Origin of the sequence: Streptomyces anatolicus (genome assembly GCF_019400875.1) — a bacterium.
Lineage (GTDB): Bacteria > Actinomycetota > Actinomycetes > Streptomycetales > Streptomycetaceae > Streptomyces > Streptomyces anatolicus.
Genome location: NZ_WMBF01000092.1, coordinates 1 through 18,254 on the forward strand (window position 1 = coordinate 1; position 18,254 = coordinate 18,254).

The 18,254-nt window shown below is 71.0% G+C and carries 12 protein-coding genes and 1 tRNA gene; 11 read left to right on the forward strand and 2 right to left on the reverse strand.

Annotated features, from left to right (window positions below; all coding sequences use genetic code 11):
• A partial coding sequence (locus tag GKQ77_RS11735) for a DEAD/DEAH box helicase (RefSeq protein WP_219688655.1) occupies positions 1-1,051 on the reverse strand: 1,051 nt, incomplete at its 3' end.
• Positions 1,052-1,129: 78 nt separating this feature from the next.
• Here GKQ77_RS11735 and bldG point away from each other — a divergent pair.
• The 11 genes from bldG to GKQ77_RS11790 all read left to right on the forward strand — a co-directional run bounded on the left by bldG (position 1,130) and on the right by GKQ77_RS11790 (position 17,362).
• Positions 1,130-1,471, forward strand: coding sequence for an anti-sigma factor antagonist BldG (gene bldG, locus GKQ77_RS11740; protein ID WP_125514212.1), 342 nt, complete (start codon positions 1,130-1,132; stop codon positions 1,469-1,471).
• 81 nt (positions 1,472-1,552) lie between these two features.
• A complete protein-coding gene (locus tag GKQ77_RS11745) occupies positions 1,553-1,993 on the forward strand; it encodes an ATP-binding protein (RefSeq protein ID WP_219688656.1) in 441 nt (146 codons plus the stop codon).
• A gap of 325 nt (positions 1,994-2,318) precedes the next feature.
• Positions 2,319-4,721: a sodium-translocating pyrophosphatase gene (locus GKQ77_RS11750; protein WP_219688657.1), complete on the forward strand. Its 2,403-nt coding sequence runs from the start codon at positions 2,319-2,321 to the stop codon at positions 4,719-4,721.
• A gap of 241 nt (positions 4,722-4,962) precedes the next feature.
• Positions 4,963-5,550 (forward strand): small secreted protein, encoded by a 588-nt coding sequence (locus GKQ77_RS11755; RefSeq protein ID WP_219688658.1) that lies wholly within the window; start codon positions 4,963-4,965, stop codon positions 5,548-5,550.
• A gap of 88 nt (positions 5,551-5,638) precedes the next feature.
• Positions 5,639-7,153 carry a DUF7059 domain-containing protein gene (locus GKQ77_RS11760; protein ID WP_219688659.1) on the forward strand — a complete coding sequence of 505 codons (1,515 nt, stop codon included), beginning with the start codon at positions 5,639-5,641 and terminating at the stop codon, positions 7,151-7,153.
• Between the two features lie 222 nt (positions 7,154-7,375).
• Positions 7,376-7,573, forward strand: a complete 198-nt coding sequence (locus tag GKQ77_RS11765; RefSeq protein WP_125514217.1) for a hypothetical protein — start codon at positions 7,376-7,378, stop codon at positions 7,571-7,573.
• 401 nt (positions 7,574-7,974) lie between these two features.
• Complete coding sequence (topA, locus tag GKQ77_RS11770; protein WP_219688660.1) at positions 7,975-10,812, forward strand: type I DNA topoisomerase; 2,838 nt, start codon at positions 7,975-7,977, stop codon at positions 10,810-10,812.
• A gap of 80 nt (positions 10,813-10,892) precedes the next feature.
• Positions 10,893-14,132 carry a dTMP kinase gene (gene tmk, locus GKQ77_RS11775; RefSeq protein WP_219688661.1) on the forward strand — a complete coding sequence of 1,080 codons (3,240 nt, stop codon included), beginning with the start codon at positions 10,893-10,895 and terminating at the stop codon, positions 14,130-14,132.
• A 148-nt stretch (positions 14,133-14,280) separates the two neighbouring features.
• The gene (locus GKQ77_RS11780) at positions 14,281-15,486 is read left to right on the forward strand and encodes a DNA polymerase III subunit delta' (protein ID WP_219688662.1); all 1,206 of its coding nucleotides are present in this window, start codon (positions 14,281-14,283) and stop codon (positions 15,484-15,486) included.
• Positions 15,487-15,616: 130 nt separating this feature from the next.
• Positions 15,617-17,194 (forward strand): alpha/beta hydrolase, encoded by a 1,578-nt coding sequence (locus GKQ77_RS11785; RefSeq protein ID WP_219688663.1) that lies wholly within the window; start codon positions 15,617-15,619, stop codon positions 17,192-17,194.
• 94 nt (positions 17,195-17,288) lie between these two features.
• Positions 17,289-17,362: transfer RNA gene (locus GKQ77_RS11790), tRNA-Thr, on the forward strand.
• Positions 17,363-17,428: 66 nt separating this feature from the next.
• Here the strand turns inward: GKQ77_RS11790 and GKQ77_RS11795 are convergent.
• A partial coding sequence (locus tag GKQ77_RS11795) for an RICIN domain-containing protein (protein WP_219688664.1) occupies positions 17,429-18,254 on the reverse strand: 826 nt, incomplete at its 5' end.

The window sequence follows — 18,254 nt, forward strand, 5'->3', positions numbered from 1 at the left end:
GTACGAAGGCGACCGAGCGGACGCCCTGGACGGTGAGGTCGGTGAGGAGGTCCGCGGTCTCGGCGGTGGCGGTGCGGCGGACGGGGGCGCCCTTCTCGCCGTGCAGATCGGTGAGCGGCGGCTCCCAGAGGGCGAAGACGAGTTCGCCGCGGGGTGAGGCGTCGTCGGCGACCTCCTTCACGGGCAGGCCGATGAGGCGCTCCGCGGAGGCGGCGGGGTCGGCGGAGGTGGCGGAGGCCAGCAGGAAGACGGGGTCCGAGCCGTAGCGCGCGCAGAGGCGGCGCAGACGGCGGATGACCTGGGCGACGTGGGAGCCGAAGACGCCGCGGTAGGTGTGGCACTCGTCGATGACGACGTACCGCAGGGCGCGCAGGAAGGAGGACCAGCGGGGGTGGGAGGGGAGGATCCCGCGGTGCAGCATGTCGGGGTTGGTCAGCACGTAGTTGGCGTACTGGCGCACCCATTCGCGTTCCTCGAAGGGGGTGTCGCCGTCGTACACCGCGGGGCGTACGGCGTTGCCCAGCGGGGCGGCGAGTGCGCGTACGGCGCGGCGCTGGTCGGCCGCCAGGGCCTTGGTGGGGGCCAGGTACAGGGCGGTGGCGCCGCGCCCGTTGGGTGCCTCGGAGCCATCGAGGAGGGCGGAGAGGACGGGTGTGAGGTAGGCCAGGGACTTGCCGGAGGCGGTGCCGGTGGCCACGACCACGGATGCGCCGTCGAGGGCGTGCTCGGCCGCCAGGGCCTGATGGGCCCAGGGACGCTCGATGCCCGCCGCCCGAACGGCGGATATGACCTCCGCGCGGATGCGGTCGGGCCAGACTGCATACCGAGCCGCACGTGGGGGCAAGTGCTCCGTATGAGTGACGCGCGATGCACGGCTCGGCCCAGCGGTGAGCCGGTCGAGGACCGCCCGCGGGGACGTCTGTGCCGGGGCGCCCGAGGAGGGTCCTCCGGTGGGAGAATTCTTGGCCATCGGCATCGAGTGTGTCACTGGCGGGATGGACAATGGTCCGAAGGCGTCGTGCACGCCCGCCGGTAAGTGATCGAATGCCATCGCGGCTGGCGATCCGTCCTGGGGGCTGCCGAGGTGTCCCGAGGGATGACCGCTCGATAGCAAGGTGCTGGAGGATCCGTGGACCTGTCCCTGTCGACCCGTACCGTCGGCGATCGTACGGTCGTCGAGGTCGGTGGCGAAATCGATGTTTATACCGCGCCCAAGCTGCGCGAGCAGTTGGTCGAGTTGGTGAACGACGGCAGTTTCCATCTTGTCGTCGACATGGAGGGCGTGGACTTCCTCGACTCCACCGGACTCGGCGTGCTGGTCGGCGGCCTGAAGCGCGTGCGTGCCCACGAGGGCTCGCTGCGCCTGGTCTGCAACCAGGAGCGCATTCTCAAGATCTTCCGCATTACCGGCCTGACCAAGGTGTTCCCCATCCACACCTCGGTCGAGGAAGCGGTCTCGGCCACCGACTGAGGCCCGCAGTGGCAGTACAGCAGGGGGCCGGGCCCGCGGCCCGGTCCCCTGACAGCACGCGCGTACGTCCGAGGGGGATGCATGGCCACCGTTGAACTCCGCTTCAGCGCGCTGCCCGAGCACGTCAGGACGGCCCGCCTCGTGGCGGCCGCGGTCGCGCGCAGGGCCGGAGTGGACGAGGCCGTCCTCGACGAGGTCAGGCTCGCGGTCGGCGAGGCCTGCACGCGCGCCGTCGGGCTGCACCAAAGCAACGGCGTCGACGCGCCGGTGCGGGTCGCGCTGATCGAGGACGAGAAGCAGTTCTCCATCGAGGTCGGCGACGAGGCACCCCGTTCGGCACCCGGTGACCGGGCGCCGGGCGCGCGGCCCGGCCAGGGCGAGGAGCTGGAGGCCGAGGGCGAGGACGAGATGGGTCTCGCGGTCATCAGCGGCCTCGTGGACGACGTCGAGGTCACCGCCGGCGAGTCCGGCGGCCTGATCCGCATGAGGTGGCCGACGACCCCCGCGCCACTTCTGCCCTGACCCGCGCCACCCGCTCCGCGCGGCCCCGTCGTCGGCGCCCCCGCCCCGAGGGGTATCCAAAACCGAACACCCGCTCGCTCTGACAGGCCCTGCCACCACCACGGTGAACAGGGCCTTTTCTTATTCTGATCACTTATTTCACTAGATCAATGAGGGCCGTCAACGGTTTTGAGGCATTACCGCTTTCGGGTCCAGTCTGCGGCCGCGATCATTTGCTGAGAAGCAATCTCAGGTCAATTGCGTTAGTGGCGCTCTGTTTTGATCAGGTTCCGCTCCCTACAATCCGTCCACATCTTGAGCTCAGCCCCAGCGTCAAGGAGGACGAATGGCGGGGCTTTCTTCCCCTCATCAGTTTGACCACCCCTCAACCTTCGCAGCCGCAGTCCTTACGGACGACAATCGACTTATCGTGATGGTCATCGCGGCCGTCGCGCTCGCCGCGCTCGTCGTCGCCGGGGTCCTGGTGCGCCAGGTACTCGCGGCCGGCGAGGGCACCGACAGCATGAAGAAGATCGCGAAGGCGATCCAGGAAGGCGCGAACGCCTATCTGGGCCGGCAGCTCCGCACGCTCGGTGTATTCGCCGTCGTGGTGTTCTTCCTGCTCATGCTGCTGCCCGCGGACGACTGGAATCAGCGCGCCGGACGTTCGATCTTCTTCTTGATCGGAGCGGCGTTCTCGGCGACCACCGGCTATATCGGTATGTGGCTCGCCGTGCGCAGCAATGTGCGCGTCGCTGCCGCCGCCCGGGAAGCCACTCCGGCGGAAGGCGAACCCGAAAAGGATCTCACCGCCGTCTCGCACAAAGCAATGAAGATCGCTTTCCGTACGGGCGGCGTCGTCGGCATGTTCACCGTCGGGCTCGGCCTGCTGGGCGCCTCCTGCGTGGTGCTCGTCTACGCGGCCGACGCGCCGAAGGTGCTCGAAGGTTTCGGCCTCGGAGCCGCGCTGATCGCGATGTTCATGCGTGTCGGCGGCGGCATCTTCACCAAGGCCGCCGACGTCGGCGCCGACCTGGTCGGCAAGGTCGAGCAGGGCATTCCGGAGGATGATCCGCGCAATGCCGCGACCATCGCCGACAACGTGGGCGACAACGTCGGCGACTGCGCCGGTATGGCCGCCGACCTCTTCGAGTCGTACGCCGTCACGCTCGTCGCCGCGCTGATCCTCGGCAAGGTGGCGTTCGGCGACTCCGGGCTCGCCTTCCCGCTGATCGTCCCGGCCATCGGCGTCGTGACGGCGATGATCGGCATCTTCGCGGTCGCGCCGCGGCGCGCCGACCGCAGCGGCATGAGCGCCATCAACCGCGGGTTCTTCATCTCCGCGGTCATCTCGCTGGTGCTCGTCGCCGGGGCCGTCTACGTCTACCTCCCGTCCTCGTACGCGGATCTGGACGGCATCACGGACGCGGCGATCGCGGGCCACAACGGCGATCCGCGGGTCCTGGCGCTCACCGCCGTGGCCATCGGCATCGTGCTGGCCGCCCTGATCCAGCAGCTCACCGGCTACTTCACCGAGACCAACCGGCGTCCCGTCAGGGATATCGGCAAGACCTCGCTGACCGGTCCCGCCACCGTCGTACTGGCGGGCATCTCGATCGGTCTCGAATCGGCCGTCTACACCGCGCTGCTCATCGGGCTCGGCGTGTACGGGGCGTTCCTGCTCGGCGGCACGTCGATCATGCTCGCCCTCTTCGCGGTCGCCCTGGCCGGTACGGGCCTGCTCACCACCGTCGGCGTCATCGTCGCCATGGACACCTTCGGTCCCGTCTCCGACAACGCGCAGGGCATCGCCGAGATGTCCGGTGACGTCGAGGGCGCGGGCGCGCAGGTGCTCACCGACCTGGACGCCGTCGGCAACACCACCAAGGCCATCACCAAGGGCATCGCCATCGCGACCGCGGTCCTCGCGGCGGCGGCGCTCTTCGGGTCGTATCGCGACGCCATCGCGACCGCGGCCAAGGACGTCGGCGAGAAACTCGGCGACGGCGCCCCGATGAACCTGGTGATGGACATCTCACAGCCCAACAACCTGGTGGGCCTGATCCTCGGCGCCGCGGTCGTCTTCCTCTTCTCGGGGCTCGCGATCAACGCGGTGTCGCGGTCGGCCGGGGCCGTGGTCTACGAAGTGCGGCGGCAGTTCCGCGAGCACCCCGGGATCATGGACTACAGCGAGCAGCCCGAGTACGGACGCGTCGTCGACATCTGCACCAAGGACGCGCTGCGCGAGCTGGCCACCCCGGGTCTGCTCGCCGTGCTCACGCCGATCGCGGTCGGCTTCTCGCTCGGTGTCGGCGCGCTCGGCTCGTTCCTGGCGGGCGCGATCGGCACAGGCACGCTGATGGCGGTCTTCCTCGCCAACTCCGGTGGTGCCTGGGACAACGCGAAGAAGCTCGTCGAGGACGGTCACCACGGCGGCAAGGGCAGTGAGGCCCACGCCGCGGTCGTCATCGGCGACACCGTGGGCGACCCGTTCAAGGACACCGCGGGCCCGGCGATCAACCCCCTGCTGAAGGTGATGAACCTCGTGGCGCTGCTCATCGCGCCCGCGGTCGTCAAGTTCAGCTACGGGGACGACGCCAGCGTCGGCATGCGGGTCCTCATCGCGGTGGCCTCCATCGCGGTCATCATCGGCGCGGTCTACGTCTCCAAGCGGCGGGGCATCGCCGTCGGGGACGAGGGCAACGCCGGGCGGACGGCCAAGTCGGCCGACCCGGCGGTCGTTTCGTAACCCGGAGCGGGACGCGTCCAACACGCGGGCGGGCGGCGCAGTTTGATGCGCCGTCCGCCCGTTGTCGTACGGGCGTACGCCCACGGCCCGGCCTGCGGCGAGCCGGGCGTCTGACGGGTCGTGAGCCTTCTCTCTCGCTTCTCGCCATCTGCTTGGTGCAAATGGCTGCAATAGGGGTTGTATCGGGCCCACGGCATGCGTTTGTCGCTCGTTTGGCGTGTAAGTTCCGGGGCCGAGAGCCATGGAAGGGACCAATCCGGTGAACAAGAAGCTTGCAGCCGCACTGTCCGGCGGTGCGGTACTGGTACTCACTCTGTCCGGGTGCAGCAGCGACGACGGCAACAAGGAACTGGACGACTGGGCCAAGAAGGTCTGCGACTCCGTCCAGCCGCAGTCGAAGAAGATCGCGGACGCCAACGCCGCGATCCAGAAGGAGACCTCCGACAACAGCTCTCCGGCCGACGTCCAGAAGACCGACTCCAAGGCGTTCCAGGACATGTCCGACGCCTACAAGGCGATGGGCGCCTCCGTGAAGGACGCGGGCGCGCCGCCGGTCGACGACGGGCAGAAGAAGACGGATGACGCCGTCAAGGAGCTGAACGGCATCTCCAAGTCGTACGACGACCTGAAGAAGCAGGTCGACGGCTTGGACACCAAGAACCAGGCGGACTTCGCCGACGGCCTCAAGGACGTCGCGGGCGAGCTGGACAAGCTGAGCAAGAGCGGCAACGAGGCACTGGAGAAGTTGCAGGAGGGGGAGGTCGGCAAGGCGATGGGCAAGCAGGACAGCTGCAAGAGCGCGTCCGCCACGCCGTCGGCCGGGAACTGACCCCCGCCCCGCACTGCCCCGGCGCCCGGGTACCGTCCGCCCGCGCCGGGGCAGGGCCGTGGAGCCGCCCGCGGGTCACAATGGGGGCGTGAGTAACGCCAGCCTCCCCCTGCCCTCGTCCGACCGCGCCGACGTAGCCGCCTCCTTGCGGCAGGCTCTGCTCGCCGCCGACTTCACCGCCGACGGGCTGCTCGAACTGCTCGGGGCGCCCGCCTACGCCGCGCTCGCGCGCAGTGAGACCGTGCCCGCGCTGCGGGCCACCCGCGGGGACAGCGGCCTCGCGGCCCTCGTACGCCTCTTCCTGCTCCAGGAAACCGTGCCCCACGCGCGCGTGGCGGACGTCCTGCCCGTCGACGCCCTCCTGGAGAGCCGCTGGCTGGCCGGGCAGGGAAGTGAGCTGCGGGCGACCGTGGACGTGCGGCCCTATGGCGGGCCGAACGGCGAGGACTGGTTCATCGTCTCCGACCTGGGCTGCGCGGTCGGCGGCGCCGGCGGCATCGGCAGCCACGACGAAGGCGTCGTCCTCGGTGTCGGCGGGGCGTCCACCACGCTCGCCGGGATCACCGTGCGGACACCGGTCGACAGCGCGCTCGACCTCGGCACCGGCTCCGGCATCCAGGCCCTGCACGCCGCGCAGCACGCCACGCGCGTGACGGCGACCGACCTCAACCCCCGGGCACTGGAGTTCACCCGGCTCACGCTCGCCCTGTCCGGGGCTCCGGAGGCGGACCTGCGCGAGGGCTCCCTCTTCGAGCCGGTGGGGGACGAGACGTACGACCTGATCGTGTCGAACCCGCCCTTCGTGATCTCGCCGGGCGCCCGGCTCACCTACCGCGACGGCGGGATGGGCGGGGACGATCTGTGCCGGTCGCTCGTTCAGGAGGCGGGGGAGCGGTTGAACGAAGGGGGGTACGCGCACTTCCTGGCCAACTGGCAGCACGTGGACGGCGAGGAGTGGCAGGACCGCCTGCGCTCCTGGGTGCCGCGCGGCTGCGACGCCTGGATCGTGCAGCGCGAGGTGCAGGACATCACGCAGTACGCCGAGCTGTGGCTGCGGGACGCGGGGGACCACCGCCAGGACCCCACGTCGTACGCGCGGCGGTACGAGGCGTGGCTCGACGAGTTCGAGGCGCGCGGGACACGGGCCGTCGGGTTCGGCTGGATCACGCTGCGCAAGACCGGGGCCGCCGAGCCGAGCGTGACCGTCGAGGAGTGGCCGCACCCCGTCGAGCAGCCGCTCGGCGAGACGGTGCAGGAGTTCTTCGACCGCCAGGACTATCTGCGTGCGCACGACGACGCGGCGCTGCTCGCCGGGCACTTCAAGCTCGCCGACGAGGTCATGCAGGAGCAGGTCGGCCTTCCGGGCGCCGAGGACCCGGAGCACGTCGTGCTGCGCCAGCACCGCGGGATGCGCCGGGCCACCAAGGTGGACACGGTCGGCGCCGGATTCGCAGGCGTGTGCGACGGTTCGCTGAGCGCCGGACGGATCCTGGACGCCATCGCGCAACTGGTCGGCGAGGACCCGGTACTGCTGCGGGACCGCACGCCCGCGCAGATCAGGCTCCTGGTGGAGCAGGGCTTCCTGCTGCCTGTCGGGGCGTAGGGCCTGCCAGGCTCGGGCGCGGCCGCGCCGGCCCGCGCGGCAGCGTCCGGGATCCCGGGGCGGTGAAATCGGCCAACATCCCGTACGTATGCGGCGATTGGCATACGTACGACGGTGGAGCGGGCCGTCCGCCGTTCACCCGGATTTCGCGCTCCCGATTCCCGGCCGTGCCAGCCTCCTGGCGGACCGCCGAGGAAGAGCTGCACGGGGAGGCAAAGGGCCATGGAGAGCGCACCCGCGATCTTCGCCGGAACGGTGTTCGCGCTGTTCGGCGCAGGGCTGCTGCTGTGGACCGGGGCGCGGGTCGCGCACCGCGAGCCCGTCGCCCACGGTGTGAAGCCCGTCGCATCGGCGACGCTCGCCGCGCTCGCGGGGTCCGGGGCGCTGCTTCTCGGAGTGTGGTGTTTCACTCGCCTGTGACGCGAGGGCGCCGACGCGGCGCAGGGGCTCGGTCCGACGTGGCGGAGGGGGTCGGTCCGACGTGGCGGAGGAGGTCGTTCCAGCGCGACATAGGGGAGTGCTCCAGGACCGGGAAGGGACGACTCCGGTGATCGCGCCGGTGTGACGAGGTCGTCGCCCGGGCAGGGCGCCGAAACAGCAGGTCGCCACTCCGGGCGGCAGGAATGGCGGTAGTCGGGTTACCGTTCGAGTGGCCGTTGCGGGCTTTTCCCGTTTGACACGGGGGCGGGATGTACCGTCACACTCCGCAGCGACAGCGCAACGCAAGCCATGCGAGCACTGCCACCGCACGGCCAAGAGCACTGCCACGAGCAATGCCATCGCGCACTGCCACCGAGCGTCGACCGGAGAGAAGAGCGAAGTTGTCCCCGACCAGCGAGACCGCACAGGGCGGCCGCCGACTCGTCATCGTCGAGTCGCCTGCCAAGGCGAAGACGATCAAGAGCTACCTCGGCCCCGGCTACGTAGTCGAGGCCAGCGTCGGGCACATCCGCGACCTCCCCAACGGCGCCGCGGAGGTGCCCGAGAAGTACACCGGCGAGGTGCGCCGCCTCGGCGTGGACGTCGAGCATGACTTCCAGCCCATCTATGTCGTCAACGCCGACAAGAAGGCGCAGGTCAAGAAGCTCAAGGACCTCCTGAAGGACTCCGACGAACTCTTCCTCGCCACCGATGAGGACCGCGAGGGCGAAGCCATCGCGTGGCACCTCCTCGAGGTCCTGAAGCCCAAGGTCCCCGTCCACCGGATGGTCTTCCACGAGATCACCAAGGAAGCGATCCGCAGCGCCGTCGCCAACCCGCGCGAGCTGAACAAGCGGATGGTCGACGCCCAGGAGACCCGCCGCATCCTCGACCGCCTCTACGGCTACGAGGTCTCGCCGGTCCTGTGGAAGAAGGTCATGCCGCGCCTGTCGGCAGGCCGCGTCCAGTCCGTGGCCACCCGCCTCGTCGTCGAACGGGAGCGCGAGCGCATCGCCTTCCGCTCCGCCGAGTACTGGGACCTGACCGGCACCTTCGGCACCGGCCGCGCCGGTGACGCCTCCGACCCCTCGCAGCTCGTCGCCCGCCTCACCCAGGTCGACGGCAAGCGCATCGCGCAGGGCCGCGACTTCAACTCCGTCGGACAGCTCAAGGCGGGCAGCGCGGGCACCCTGCACCTGGACGAGGCGAACGCCCGCGCGCTGGCCGCCGCCCTCCAGAACACGGACTTCTCCGTACGGTCCGTCGAGTCCAAGCCCTACCGCCGCTCTCCGTACGCCCCGTTCCGTACGACGACGCTCCAGCAGGAGGCCTCGCGCAAGCTCGGCTTCGGCGCGAAGGCGACCATGCAGGTGGCCCAGAAGCTGTACGAGAACGGCTTCATCACCTATATGCGTACGGACTCCACGACCCTGTCCGACACGGCGGTCTCCGCCGCTCGTGCGCAGGTCACGCAGCTCTACGGCAGCGACTACCTGCCGGACAAGCCGCGTACGTACGCCGGAAAGGTCAAGAACGCGCAGGAGGCGCACGAGGCGATCCGCCCCTCGGGTGATCGTTTCCGCACGCCGGCCGAGACCGGCCTGACCGGTGATCAGTTCCGGCTCTACGAGCTGATCTGGAAGCGGACCGTCGCCTCCCAGATGAAGGACGCGACCGGTAACTCCGTCACGGTCAAGATCGGTGGCCGCGCCTCCGACGGCCGCGACGCCGAGTTCAGCGCGTCCGGCAAGACCATCACCTTCCACGGCTTCCTCAAGGCGTACGTCGAGGGCGCCGACGACCCGAACGCCGAGCTGGACGACCGCGAGCGCAGGCTGCCGCAGGTCGGCGAGGGTGACGCGCTCTCCGCCGACGAGATGTCGGTCGACGGCCACGCGACCAAGCCGCCTGCCCGCTACACCGAGGCCTCGCTGGTCAAGGAGTTGGAAGAGCGCGAGATCGGCCGCCCGTCGACGTACGCGTCGATCCTCGGGACCATCCTCGACCGCGGATACGTCTTCAAGAAGGGGACGGCGCTCGTCCCCTCCTTCCTGTCGTTCGCCGTCGTCAATCTCCTGGAGAAGCACTTCGGGCGACTTGTCGACTACGACTTCACCGCCAGGATGGAGGACGACCTCGACCGCATCGCGCGCGGCGAGGCGCAGGCCGTGCCGTGGCTGCGGCGCTTCTACTTCGGTGAGGGCGAGGCCTCCGGCGGCGCGGCCGAGGCGGGCAACGGCGACGGCGACCACCTCGGCGGCCTCAAGGAACTCGTCACCGACCTGGGCGCGATCGACGCCCGCGAGGTGTCGTCCTTCCCCGTCGGCGACGGCATCATGCTGCGCGTGGGTCGCTACGGCCCCTACATCGAGCGCGGCGAGCGGGACTCCGAGGAGCACCAGCGCGCCGACGTCCCCGAGGACCTGGCGCCGGACGAGCTGACCGTCGAGTACGCGGAGGAGCTGCTTGCCAAGCCGAGCGGGGACTTCGAGCTGGGCGCCGACCCGGCGTCGGGCCACCAGATCGTCGCCAAGGACGGGCGCTACGGCCCGTATGTGACGGAGATCCTTCCCGAGGGCACCCCGAAGACCGGCAAGAACGCGGTCAAGCCGCGCACGGCCTCGCTCTTCAAGTCCATGTCGCTCGACACGGTCACCCTTGAGGACGCGCTGAAGCTGATGTCGCTGCCGCGTGTGGTCGGCACCGACGCCGAGGGCGTCGAGATCACCGCGCAGAACGGCCGGTACGGCCCGTACCTGAAGAAGGGCACCGACTCGCGCTCGATCGAGAGCGAGGAGCAGCTTTTCACGATCACGCTGGAAGAGGCCCTGGAGATCTACTCCAAGCCGAAGCAGCGGGGGCGTGCGGCCGCGAAGCCGCCGCTGAAGGAGCTGGGCGAGGACCCGGTCAGCGGGAAGCCCGTCGTCGTCAAGGACGGCCGCTTCGGGGCGTACGTGACCGACGGCGAGACCAACGCGACGCTGCGGGCGGCGGACTCGGTCGAGGACATCACTCCGGAGCGGGGCTACGAACTGCTCGCGGAGAAGCGGGCGAAGGGTCCGGCCAAGAAGACGGCCAAGAAGGCGCCCGCCAAGAAGGCACCGGCCAAGAAGACCGCCGCCAAGAAGACGGCTGCCAAGAAGACGGCTGCTAAGAAGACCACCGCTAAGAAGACCACTGCCAAGAAGACGGCCGCCACGAAGACGGTCGCTTCCAGCACGGCTGCTTCGGAGGACTGACGGCGGGGCGGGCAGCGGCCCTGCGGTCGTTTGTTCGGGTGGGCCGACGGGGAAGTTGTCCGTCCAGATAGGCTGGACGGATGACGCGTGCCGAGCAGCCAACGGCCGGAACCCCGGCCCCCGACGACGCCCTGGTCGCAGATTCCCGAGAGCGTGCGGTCCGCGCTCTGCTGCGCGTACCGCAGCTGAAGCGGTTGTGGAGCGCGCAACTCGTCGGCAGTGTCGGCGACGCGCTCGCTCTGCTCGTGCTGGTGATTCTCGCGCTCCAGTCGGCCATCGCGGAAGGCGCCTTCGGAGGCGGCTACCGCGGCGTGGCCTTCGCCATCACCGCCGTCTTCGGAGCGCGCGTCCTCGCGACGCTGCTCTTCGGAGCGGTGCTCCTCGGACCGCTCACCTCCCTGACCTCACCCGGCGGACCGCTCGACCGGCGCTGGACCATGGTCGGCGCCGACGGCGTGCGCGCGGCGCTCCTGATCGTCGCGCCGCTGTGGATCGACTGGACACCGGACAACGCCCTCGCGGTGCTCCTGGTGACCTCCTTCGTGACCGGTGTCGCCGAGCGGTTCTGGACGGTCGCCAGGGAGAGCGCGGCGCCCGCGCTGCTGCCCGCGCCGCCTCTGGAGGGCGCGACGGTACGGCCGCTGCCGGACCACATGGACGCGCTGCGCCGCCTGTCGCTGCGTACGGGATTCGTGGCGCTGCCCCTCGCGGCCGCCGCGCTCGTCGCCATCACGCTCATCGGCAACCTCCTGGGCGCCGGGCTCGACTGGTTCGCGCTGCACCAGGCGGGGCTCGCCTCGTTCCTCGCGGCCGGGCTCTTCGCCGGGTCGCTGACCATCGTCTACCTCCTGCGCTTTCCCGGCACGCAGACGCCACGCGCGCGTAGCCCCCTCGAAGGGCTGCGCAGGCCGCGTACGGGCACCGGCACCGACAAGGGGCGCACGGGTGCCATCCCGCTGCTCGTCGCCGCCTGTGCCGCCGTCGCCACCGCCATCGCCGCGGCCGTCGCCGTCGCCGTGCTGCACGCCAAGGACCTGGGCGGCGGCCCCGTCACCTACGGCCTGATCGTCCTCACGCTCACCGGCGGCACCGTCGTCGGCATCCGCACCGCGCCGTCCCTGCTGCGCTCGCTCTCGCGCCGCAGGCTGCTCGCGCTCGCGATCGCCCTCACCGGCCTCGCGCTGCTCGCCGCGGGCCTCGTGCCCGACGTGACGACCGTGCTGCTGCTCCTGGCCCTCACCGGGGTCAGCGCGGGCGTCGCCGCGAACATAGGGCACGCGCTGCTCGACCAGGAGGTCGAGGACTACCGCAGGGCCCGTACCACCGAGCACCTTCAGGCGGTCGTCAGGCTGAGCGTCGCGCTCGGCGCGCTCGTGGCCCCCGTGGTCGCCGCCGCGATCGGGCCGCATCGCATGGTCAACGGCAAGTTCGTCTTCGACCACGGAGGCGCCGCCTTCACACTGATGCTGGTCGGCGCGCTGCTCCTGCCCGTGGCCGCGCTCGTCCTCGCCAAGGCCGACGACCGGCAGGGCGTACCGCTGCGCCAGGACCTGCTCGACGCGCTGCGCGGCGGTGACGACCCGGTGCAGGCGCCCTGCGCCACCGGCTTCTTCATCGCCCTGGAGGGCGGCGACGGCGCCGGTAAGTCCACCCAGGCCGAGGCGCTAGCCGAGTGGATCCGCGCCAAGGGCCACGAGGTCGTCGTCACGCGCGAGCCAGGGGCCACGCCCGTCGGCAAGCGGCTGCGGTCGATCCTGCTCGACGTCTCCTCGGCCGGTCTCTCGCACCGGGCGGAGGCGCTGCTGTACGCCGCCGACCGCGCGGAGCACGTCGACACCGTCGTACGGCCCGCCCTGGAGCGCGGCGCCATCGTCATCTCCGACCGGTACATCGACTCGTCCGTCGCCTACCAGGGCGCCGGACGCGACCTCTCGCCGACCGAGGTCGCCCGCATCAACCGCTGGGCGACCGGTGGTCTCGTACCGAACCTGACGTGCCTGCTCGACGTGGCGCCCGAGGCCGCCCGCGAGCGGTTCACGGAGGCGCCCGACCGGCTCGAGTCGGAGCCCGCCGAGTTCCACGCGCGCGTGCGGTCCGGTTTCCTCACGCTCGCCGCGGCCGACCCGGGGCGCTATCTCGTCGTCGACGCCTCCCAGGAGCCGGAGGCGGTCACGACCGTGATCCGGCACCGCCTCGACACGGTCCTGCCGCTCTCCGAGGCCGAGGTGAAGGCCCAGGAAGAGGCCCGCAGGGCCGCCGAGGAGGAGGCGCGGCGCAAGGCCGAGGAAGAGGCCGCCCGCAAGGCCGAGGAGGAGCGCCTGGAGCGTGAGCGCCAGGCGCAGCTCGCCAAGCTGCGCGCCGAGGAGGAAGAGCGCAAGCGCCGCGAGCTGGAGGAGGCGCAGCGCCGCGAGGCCGAGCGGCAGGCCGAGGAGGCTCGCAAGCGTGCCGAGGAGGCGCGCCGCAAGGCCGAGGAGGAGAAGGCCAGGCTGCTCGCCGAGGAGAAGCTCAGGGCCGCCGAGGAGGCGCGGCGCCGCCGGGAGGCCGAGGAGGAGGCGCGGCTGCGGGCCGAGGCGGAGGAGCGCCGGCTGGAGAAGCAGCGCAAGGCGGAGGAGGCGTTGCTCCGGGCGGAGGAGGCGCGGCGGATGGCCGCGGCGTCGGCGGCTTCCGCGGCGGCGGCTGCGGCTCAGGCGGCTTCGGCTTCCGCGCCTGCTTCGGCTGCTACGCCGGTTGCGCCGAGTGCCCCGGTGACGCCGAGTGCGCCGGTAGCGCCGGGCAAGTCGGGGGCTGCGGCTTCTCCGGAGCCATCCTCGCCGTCCTCGTCGCCAGAGCCTCCGTCGTCACCCGAGCCGTCCGAGCCGTCCGAGCCGTCCGTGCCCGACAACGAGACCACCGTGACCACGCCCGTGGTGGCGCCGCCTGCCGGGGCGATCGACGAGACCGCCGTACTGCCTGCGGTGCGGCCCGACGGGCCGGGGCCGGAGGACACCGAGGTGCTGCCGCAGCCGCCGGTTCCCGGGGCCTCGGAGGAGACGGCCGTCCTGCCCGCCATCCAGGAGGACAAGGTGCCGCCGGGCTACTTCCGGGACGAGCGTCCGGCGGCCGCCGAGGGCGCCAACGAACGCACGCGGGAGCTGCCCCAGATCGACGAGCGGGGCACGCCCCGGCGGTCCGGGCCCGAGTGGGCCGATGAGACGCCGGACGACATGCCGACGCTGGCCGACGAACTGCTCGGCTCGCACGAGGACGCCGTCGACGACGCCCGCGACGCGGATGACGCCGACGGCGAGGGCAGGCGGGGGCGCCGCGGCCGTCGGCGTTGATCACTGAGGCGGACCGGGGGGAGGGGGCTCGGAGCCGGGCGGCCCTGATTGTCAGTGGCGTGTTCCACAATGGACAGTCCGGCAGGAGCAGTGCGCAGCGTAAGGCGGTGACCCCCATGAGCGGGTGGGACGACGTGGCGGTGACGTCGTGAGCGTGTGGGACGACCTCGTGGGCCAGGACCGGGTGAGCGCGCAGCTGAGCGCCGCCGCCCGGGACGCCGACGCGCTGGTGACCGCGGTCGCCGCCGACACGCCCGTGCCGGACTCGTCGAAGATGACGCACGCCTGGCTGTTCACGGGACCGCCCGGCTCCGGGCGGTCCACGGCGGCCCGGGCCTTCGCCGCCGCCCTGCAGTGCACGAGCCCGGACCGCGCCCTGGGCGGCGTCCCCGGCTGCGGGTTCTGCGACGGCTGTCACACCAGCCTCGTCGGCACCCACGCCGACGTGGAAGTGGTGCGTACGGACCTGTTGTCCATCGGCGTGAAGGAGACCCGCGAGCTTGTCCGGCGGGCCCAGCTCTCGCCCGCGGTCGGGCGCTGGCAGGTCATCGTCCTGGAGGACGCCGACCGCCTCACCGAGGGCGCGGGGAACGTCCTGCTGAAGGCGGTGGAGGAGCCCGCCCCCCGCACGGTGTGGCTGCTCTGCGCGCCCTCCCTGGAGGACGTGCTGCCGACCATCCGCTCCCGCTGCCGGCACCTGACACTGCGTACACCTCCGGTGGAAGCCGTCGCCGACGTGCTCGTACGAAGGGACGGCATCGAGCCGGATGTCGCCGCCGCCGTGGCGCGCGCGACGCAGGGGCACATCGGCCGCGCCCGGCGGCTCGCCACCGACCCCCGCGCGCGCGAGCGCAGGGCCGCGGTGTTGAAGCTGCCGCTGCGCGTGCAGGAGATCGGCGGCTGTCTGAAGGCGGCGCAGGAGTTGATCGACACCGCGTCCGACGACGCGAAGCAGGTCGCCGAGGACGTCGACGTCAAGGAGACCGAGGACCTGAAGGCGGCGCTGGGCGGTGGGCAGGGCGGCCGGATGCCGCGCGGCACCGCGGGCGCGATGAAGGAGCTGGAGGACAGACAGAAGCGCCGCAAGACCCGTACGCAACGCGACAGCCTCGACCTGGCGCTCATCGACCTGACCGGGGTCTACCGCGACGTGCTCGCGCTGCAGCTGGGCTCCCGTGTCGCCATCGCCAACACCGAGGTGCAGGACATGCTGGAGCGCATGGCGCTCGGCGCGTCGCCGGAGTCCACGCTGCGCCGCATAGAGGCGATCGGCGCCTGCCGCACGGCACTCGACCGCAATGTGGCGCCGCTGCTGGCGGTGGAGGCGATGACGGTGGCGCTGCGGGCCGGGTGAGGGCACGCCGGTCGTCAGCGGGGCGGGGGTGAAACGGCGGGCCTGGCCGTCCCGTTGACGAGGTCACCCGTACGAGTAGCGAGCGAGCACTGTATGTGTCCACTCGGGCGCGGAGAGTTAGGCTCGCCTGATGGACACCAGTCGCCGCGAGCGTCGCAGCCTCAGCCGTCACCTTCCCTTCCGTACGTGCGGCACGCTGCTCGTGACCGCGGGGCTGCTCATCTCCGGCTGCTCGTCGGGGAGTTCGACGGCGGACGCCTCCATGGCCGCGCTGCCCCGCGCGACGCCCGCGGAGCTCACCCCGTACTACGGCCAGCGGCTTCGCTGGCGCGAGTGCGGTGTCGCCGGTTTCGAGTGCGCCTCGGTGAAGGTGCCGCTCGACTACGACAAGCCCGCGGCGGGCGACATCAAGCTGGCGGTGGCCCGCAAGCAGGCCACCAAGCGGAGCGAGCGGATCGGTTCACTCCTGGTCAACCCGGGCGGCCCCGGCGGCGCGGCGATCGGCTACCTCCAGTCGTACGCGGCGCTCGGCTACCCCGAAGAGGTCCTAGCCCGCTACGACATGGTCGCCGTCGACCCGCGCGGCGTGGCCCGCAGCGCGCCCGTCACCTGCCTCGACGGCAAGGACATGGACGCGTACACACAGACCGACATGACCCCCGACGACCGGCGCGAGACCGTTCGGCTCCGCACCTCCTTCGAGAAGTTCGCGGAGGGCTGCGAGAAGCGGTCGTCGAGAATCCTGCCGCACGTCTCCACCGTCGAGGCGGCGCGCGACATGGACGTCGTGCGGGCGGTGCTGGGCGACGAGCGGCTGTCGTACGTGGGTGCCTCGTACGGGACGTTCCTCGGCGCGACGTATGCCGGGCTCTTCCCGAAGCGGGTGGGCCGCCTCGTCCTGGACGGCGCGATGGACCCCTCGCTGCCCGCGCGTCGCATGAACCGCGACCAGACCGCCGGCTTCGAGACGGCGTTCCAGTCGTTCGCCAAGGACTGCGTGGCGCTCGGCGCGGAGTGCCCGCTCGGCTCCGGGAGTCCCGACGACGCGGGCAAGCGGCTGAAGGCGTTCTTCGACGAGGTGGACCGGGCGCCCCTGCCCGCCGGTGACTCCTCGGGCCGCAAGCTCGGCGAGGCGCTCGCCACGACGGGCGTGATCGCCGCGATGTACGACGAGGCCGCCTGGCCGCAGCTGCGCGACGCCCTCGGCTCGGCGATCAGGAACAAGGACGGTGCGGCGCTGCTCGCCCTCTCCGACAGCTACTACGAGCGGAGCGAGGACGGCACATACGCGAACCTCATGTTCGCCAACGCCGCCGTGAACTGTCTGGACCTGCCGCCCGCCTTCACCACGCCGGACCAGGTCGAAAAGGCCCTGCCCGACTTCGAGAAGGCCTCCCCGGTCTTCGGCGAGGGCCTCGCCTGGTCCTCGCTGAACTGCGCGTACTGGCCGGTCAAGGCCACGGGCAGGCCGCACCGCATCGAGGCGCGCGGCGCGGCGCCCATCGTGGTCGCCGGCACGACGCGCGACCCCGCCACGCCCTACCACTGGGCGCGGGCCCTGGCCTCCCAGCTCTCCTCGGCCCGCCTCCTCACCTACGAGGGCGACGGCCACACGGCGTACGGCCGGGGCAGCGAGTGCGTCGACTCGACGATCAACGCGTACCTCCTGGAGGGCAGGGTCCCGGCGGACGGAAAGCGCTGTTCGTAGGGCGGGAGGGCCGCTCGGAGAGGGGTGTGCGGAGCACCCCCGGAAACTGTGTAGACTTGGCCGCGTTGCTGATCGCACAATGTGCGGACGGCGCGCCGCCTTAGCTCAGATGGCCAGAGCAACGCACTCGTAATGCGTAGGTCTCGGGTTCGAATCCCGAAGGCGGCTCTGTGGAAGCCCCAGGACTCACTCGCCGTGACCTGGGGCTTTTGCTTTTTCCGGAGGGGACGGCGGTTATCTGTTCCAGTGCTGGGAGGCCTTGCCCGATTGGCAGGTCGTGGCTGAGATGCCGCCGCCGTAGGCCAGGTCCAGGCAGCCGCCGTTCGCGGTGCTCTTCAGGGTGTTGTCCGGGCCCCAGCGCCAGAGGCGGGCCTCGCCCTGGGTGCAGTCGCCGACGAAGACCGCCTGGCCGAGCATGTTGGCCACCAGGCAGGAGCCGGAGTCTTTGTTGACGACCTTGAAGCTGTTGTTCTCCGCGCTCACGGTGGACCATCTGGCGCTCGGGTCGCCGCAGGTGCCGTCGTCCGCGGCGCCGTAGACCTGGGTCAGGCAGGAGCCGTTGTCCGCGTTCTTCAGGCGGAACGGGCCTGAGGTGGGGTTGGTGGGGGCGTCCCCGTCGGTGTCGTTGCCGCCGTTGTCGTTGTCGTTCTCGTTGGCGTTGTCGTCGTCGGATGAGTCCGAGTCTTTGGAGTCGCCGTCGCCCTTGCCCTGGGAGGGGTTCTTTCCGTCGGCCGCGCTGTCTCCGTCCGGCGCGTCGCCGTTCTTGCCCTTGCCCTGCGGGGAGTCGTCGTCGCTCTTGTTGTCGTCGTCCGCGTCTTTGGGCCTCTTCTTTTTTGCTGTTTTGTCCGATCCCGGTTTGGTCGGGCCGTTCTTGTCCGGTGGCGCTGAGGGGTCCTTCGGGGCGGTGGCCGAGGTGGAGGGGGGTGCGCCCGCCGCGCTGTCCGAGTGGGTGACGTAGGGGAGGTTCTGGAGCGCCAGTGTGGTGCCGGTGGCTATCACTACTACCGGGAGCACCGCCATCAAGGTGCGGGTGCGGCGGCGTGTGCGGCTGTCCTTGGGC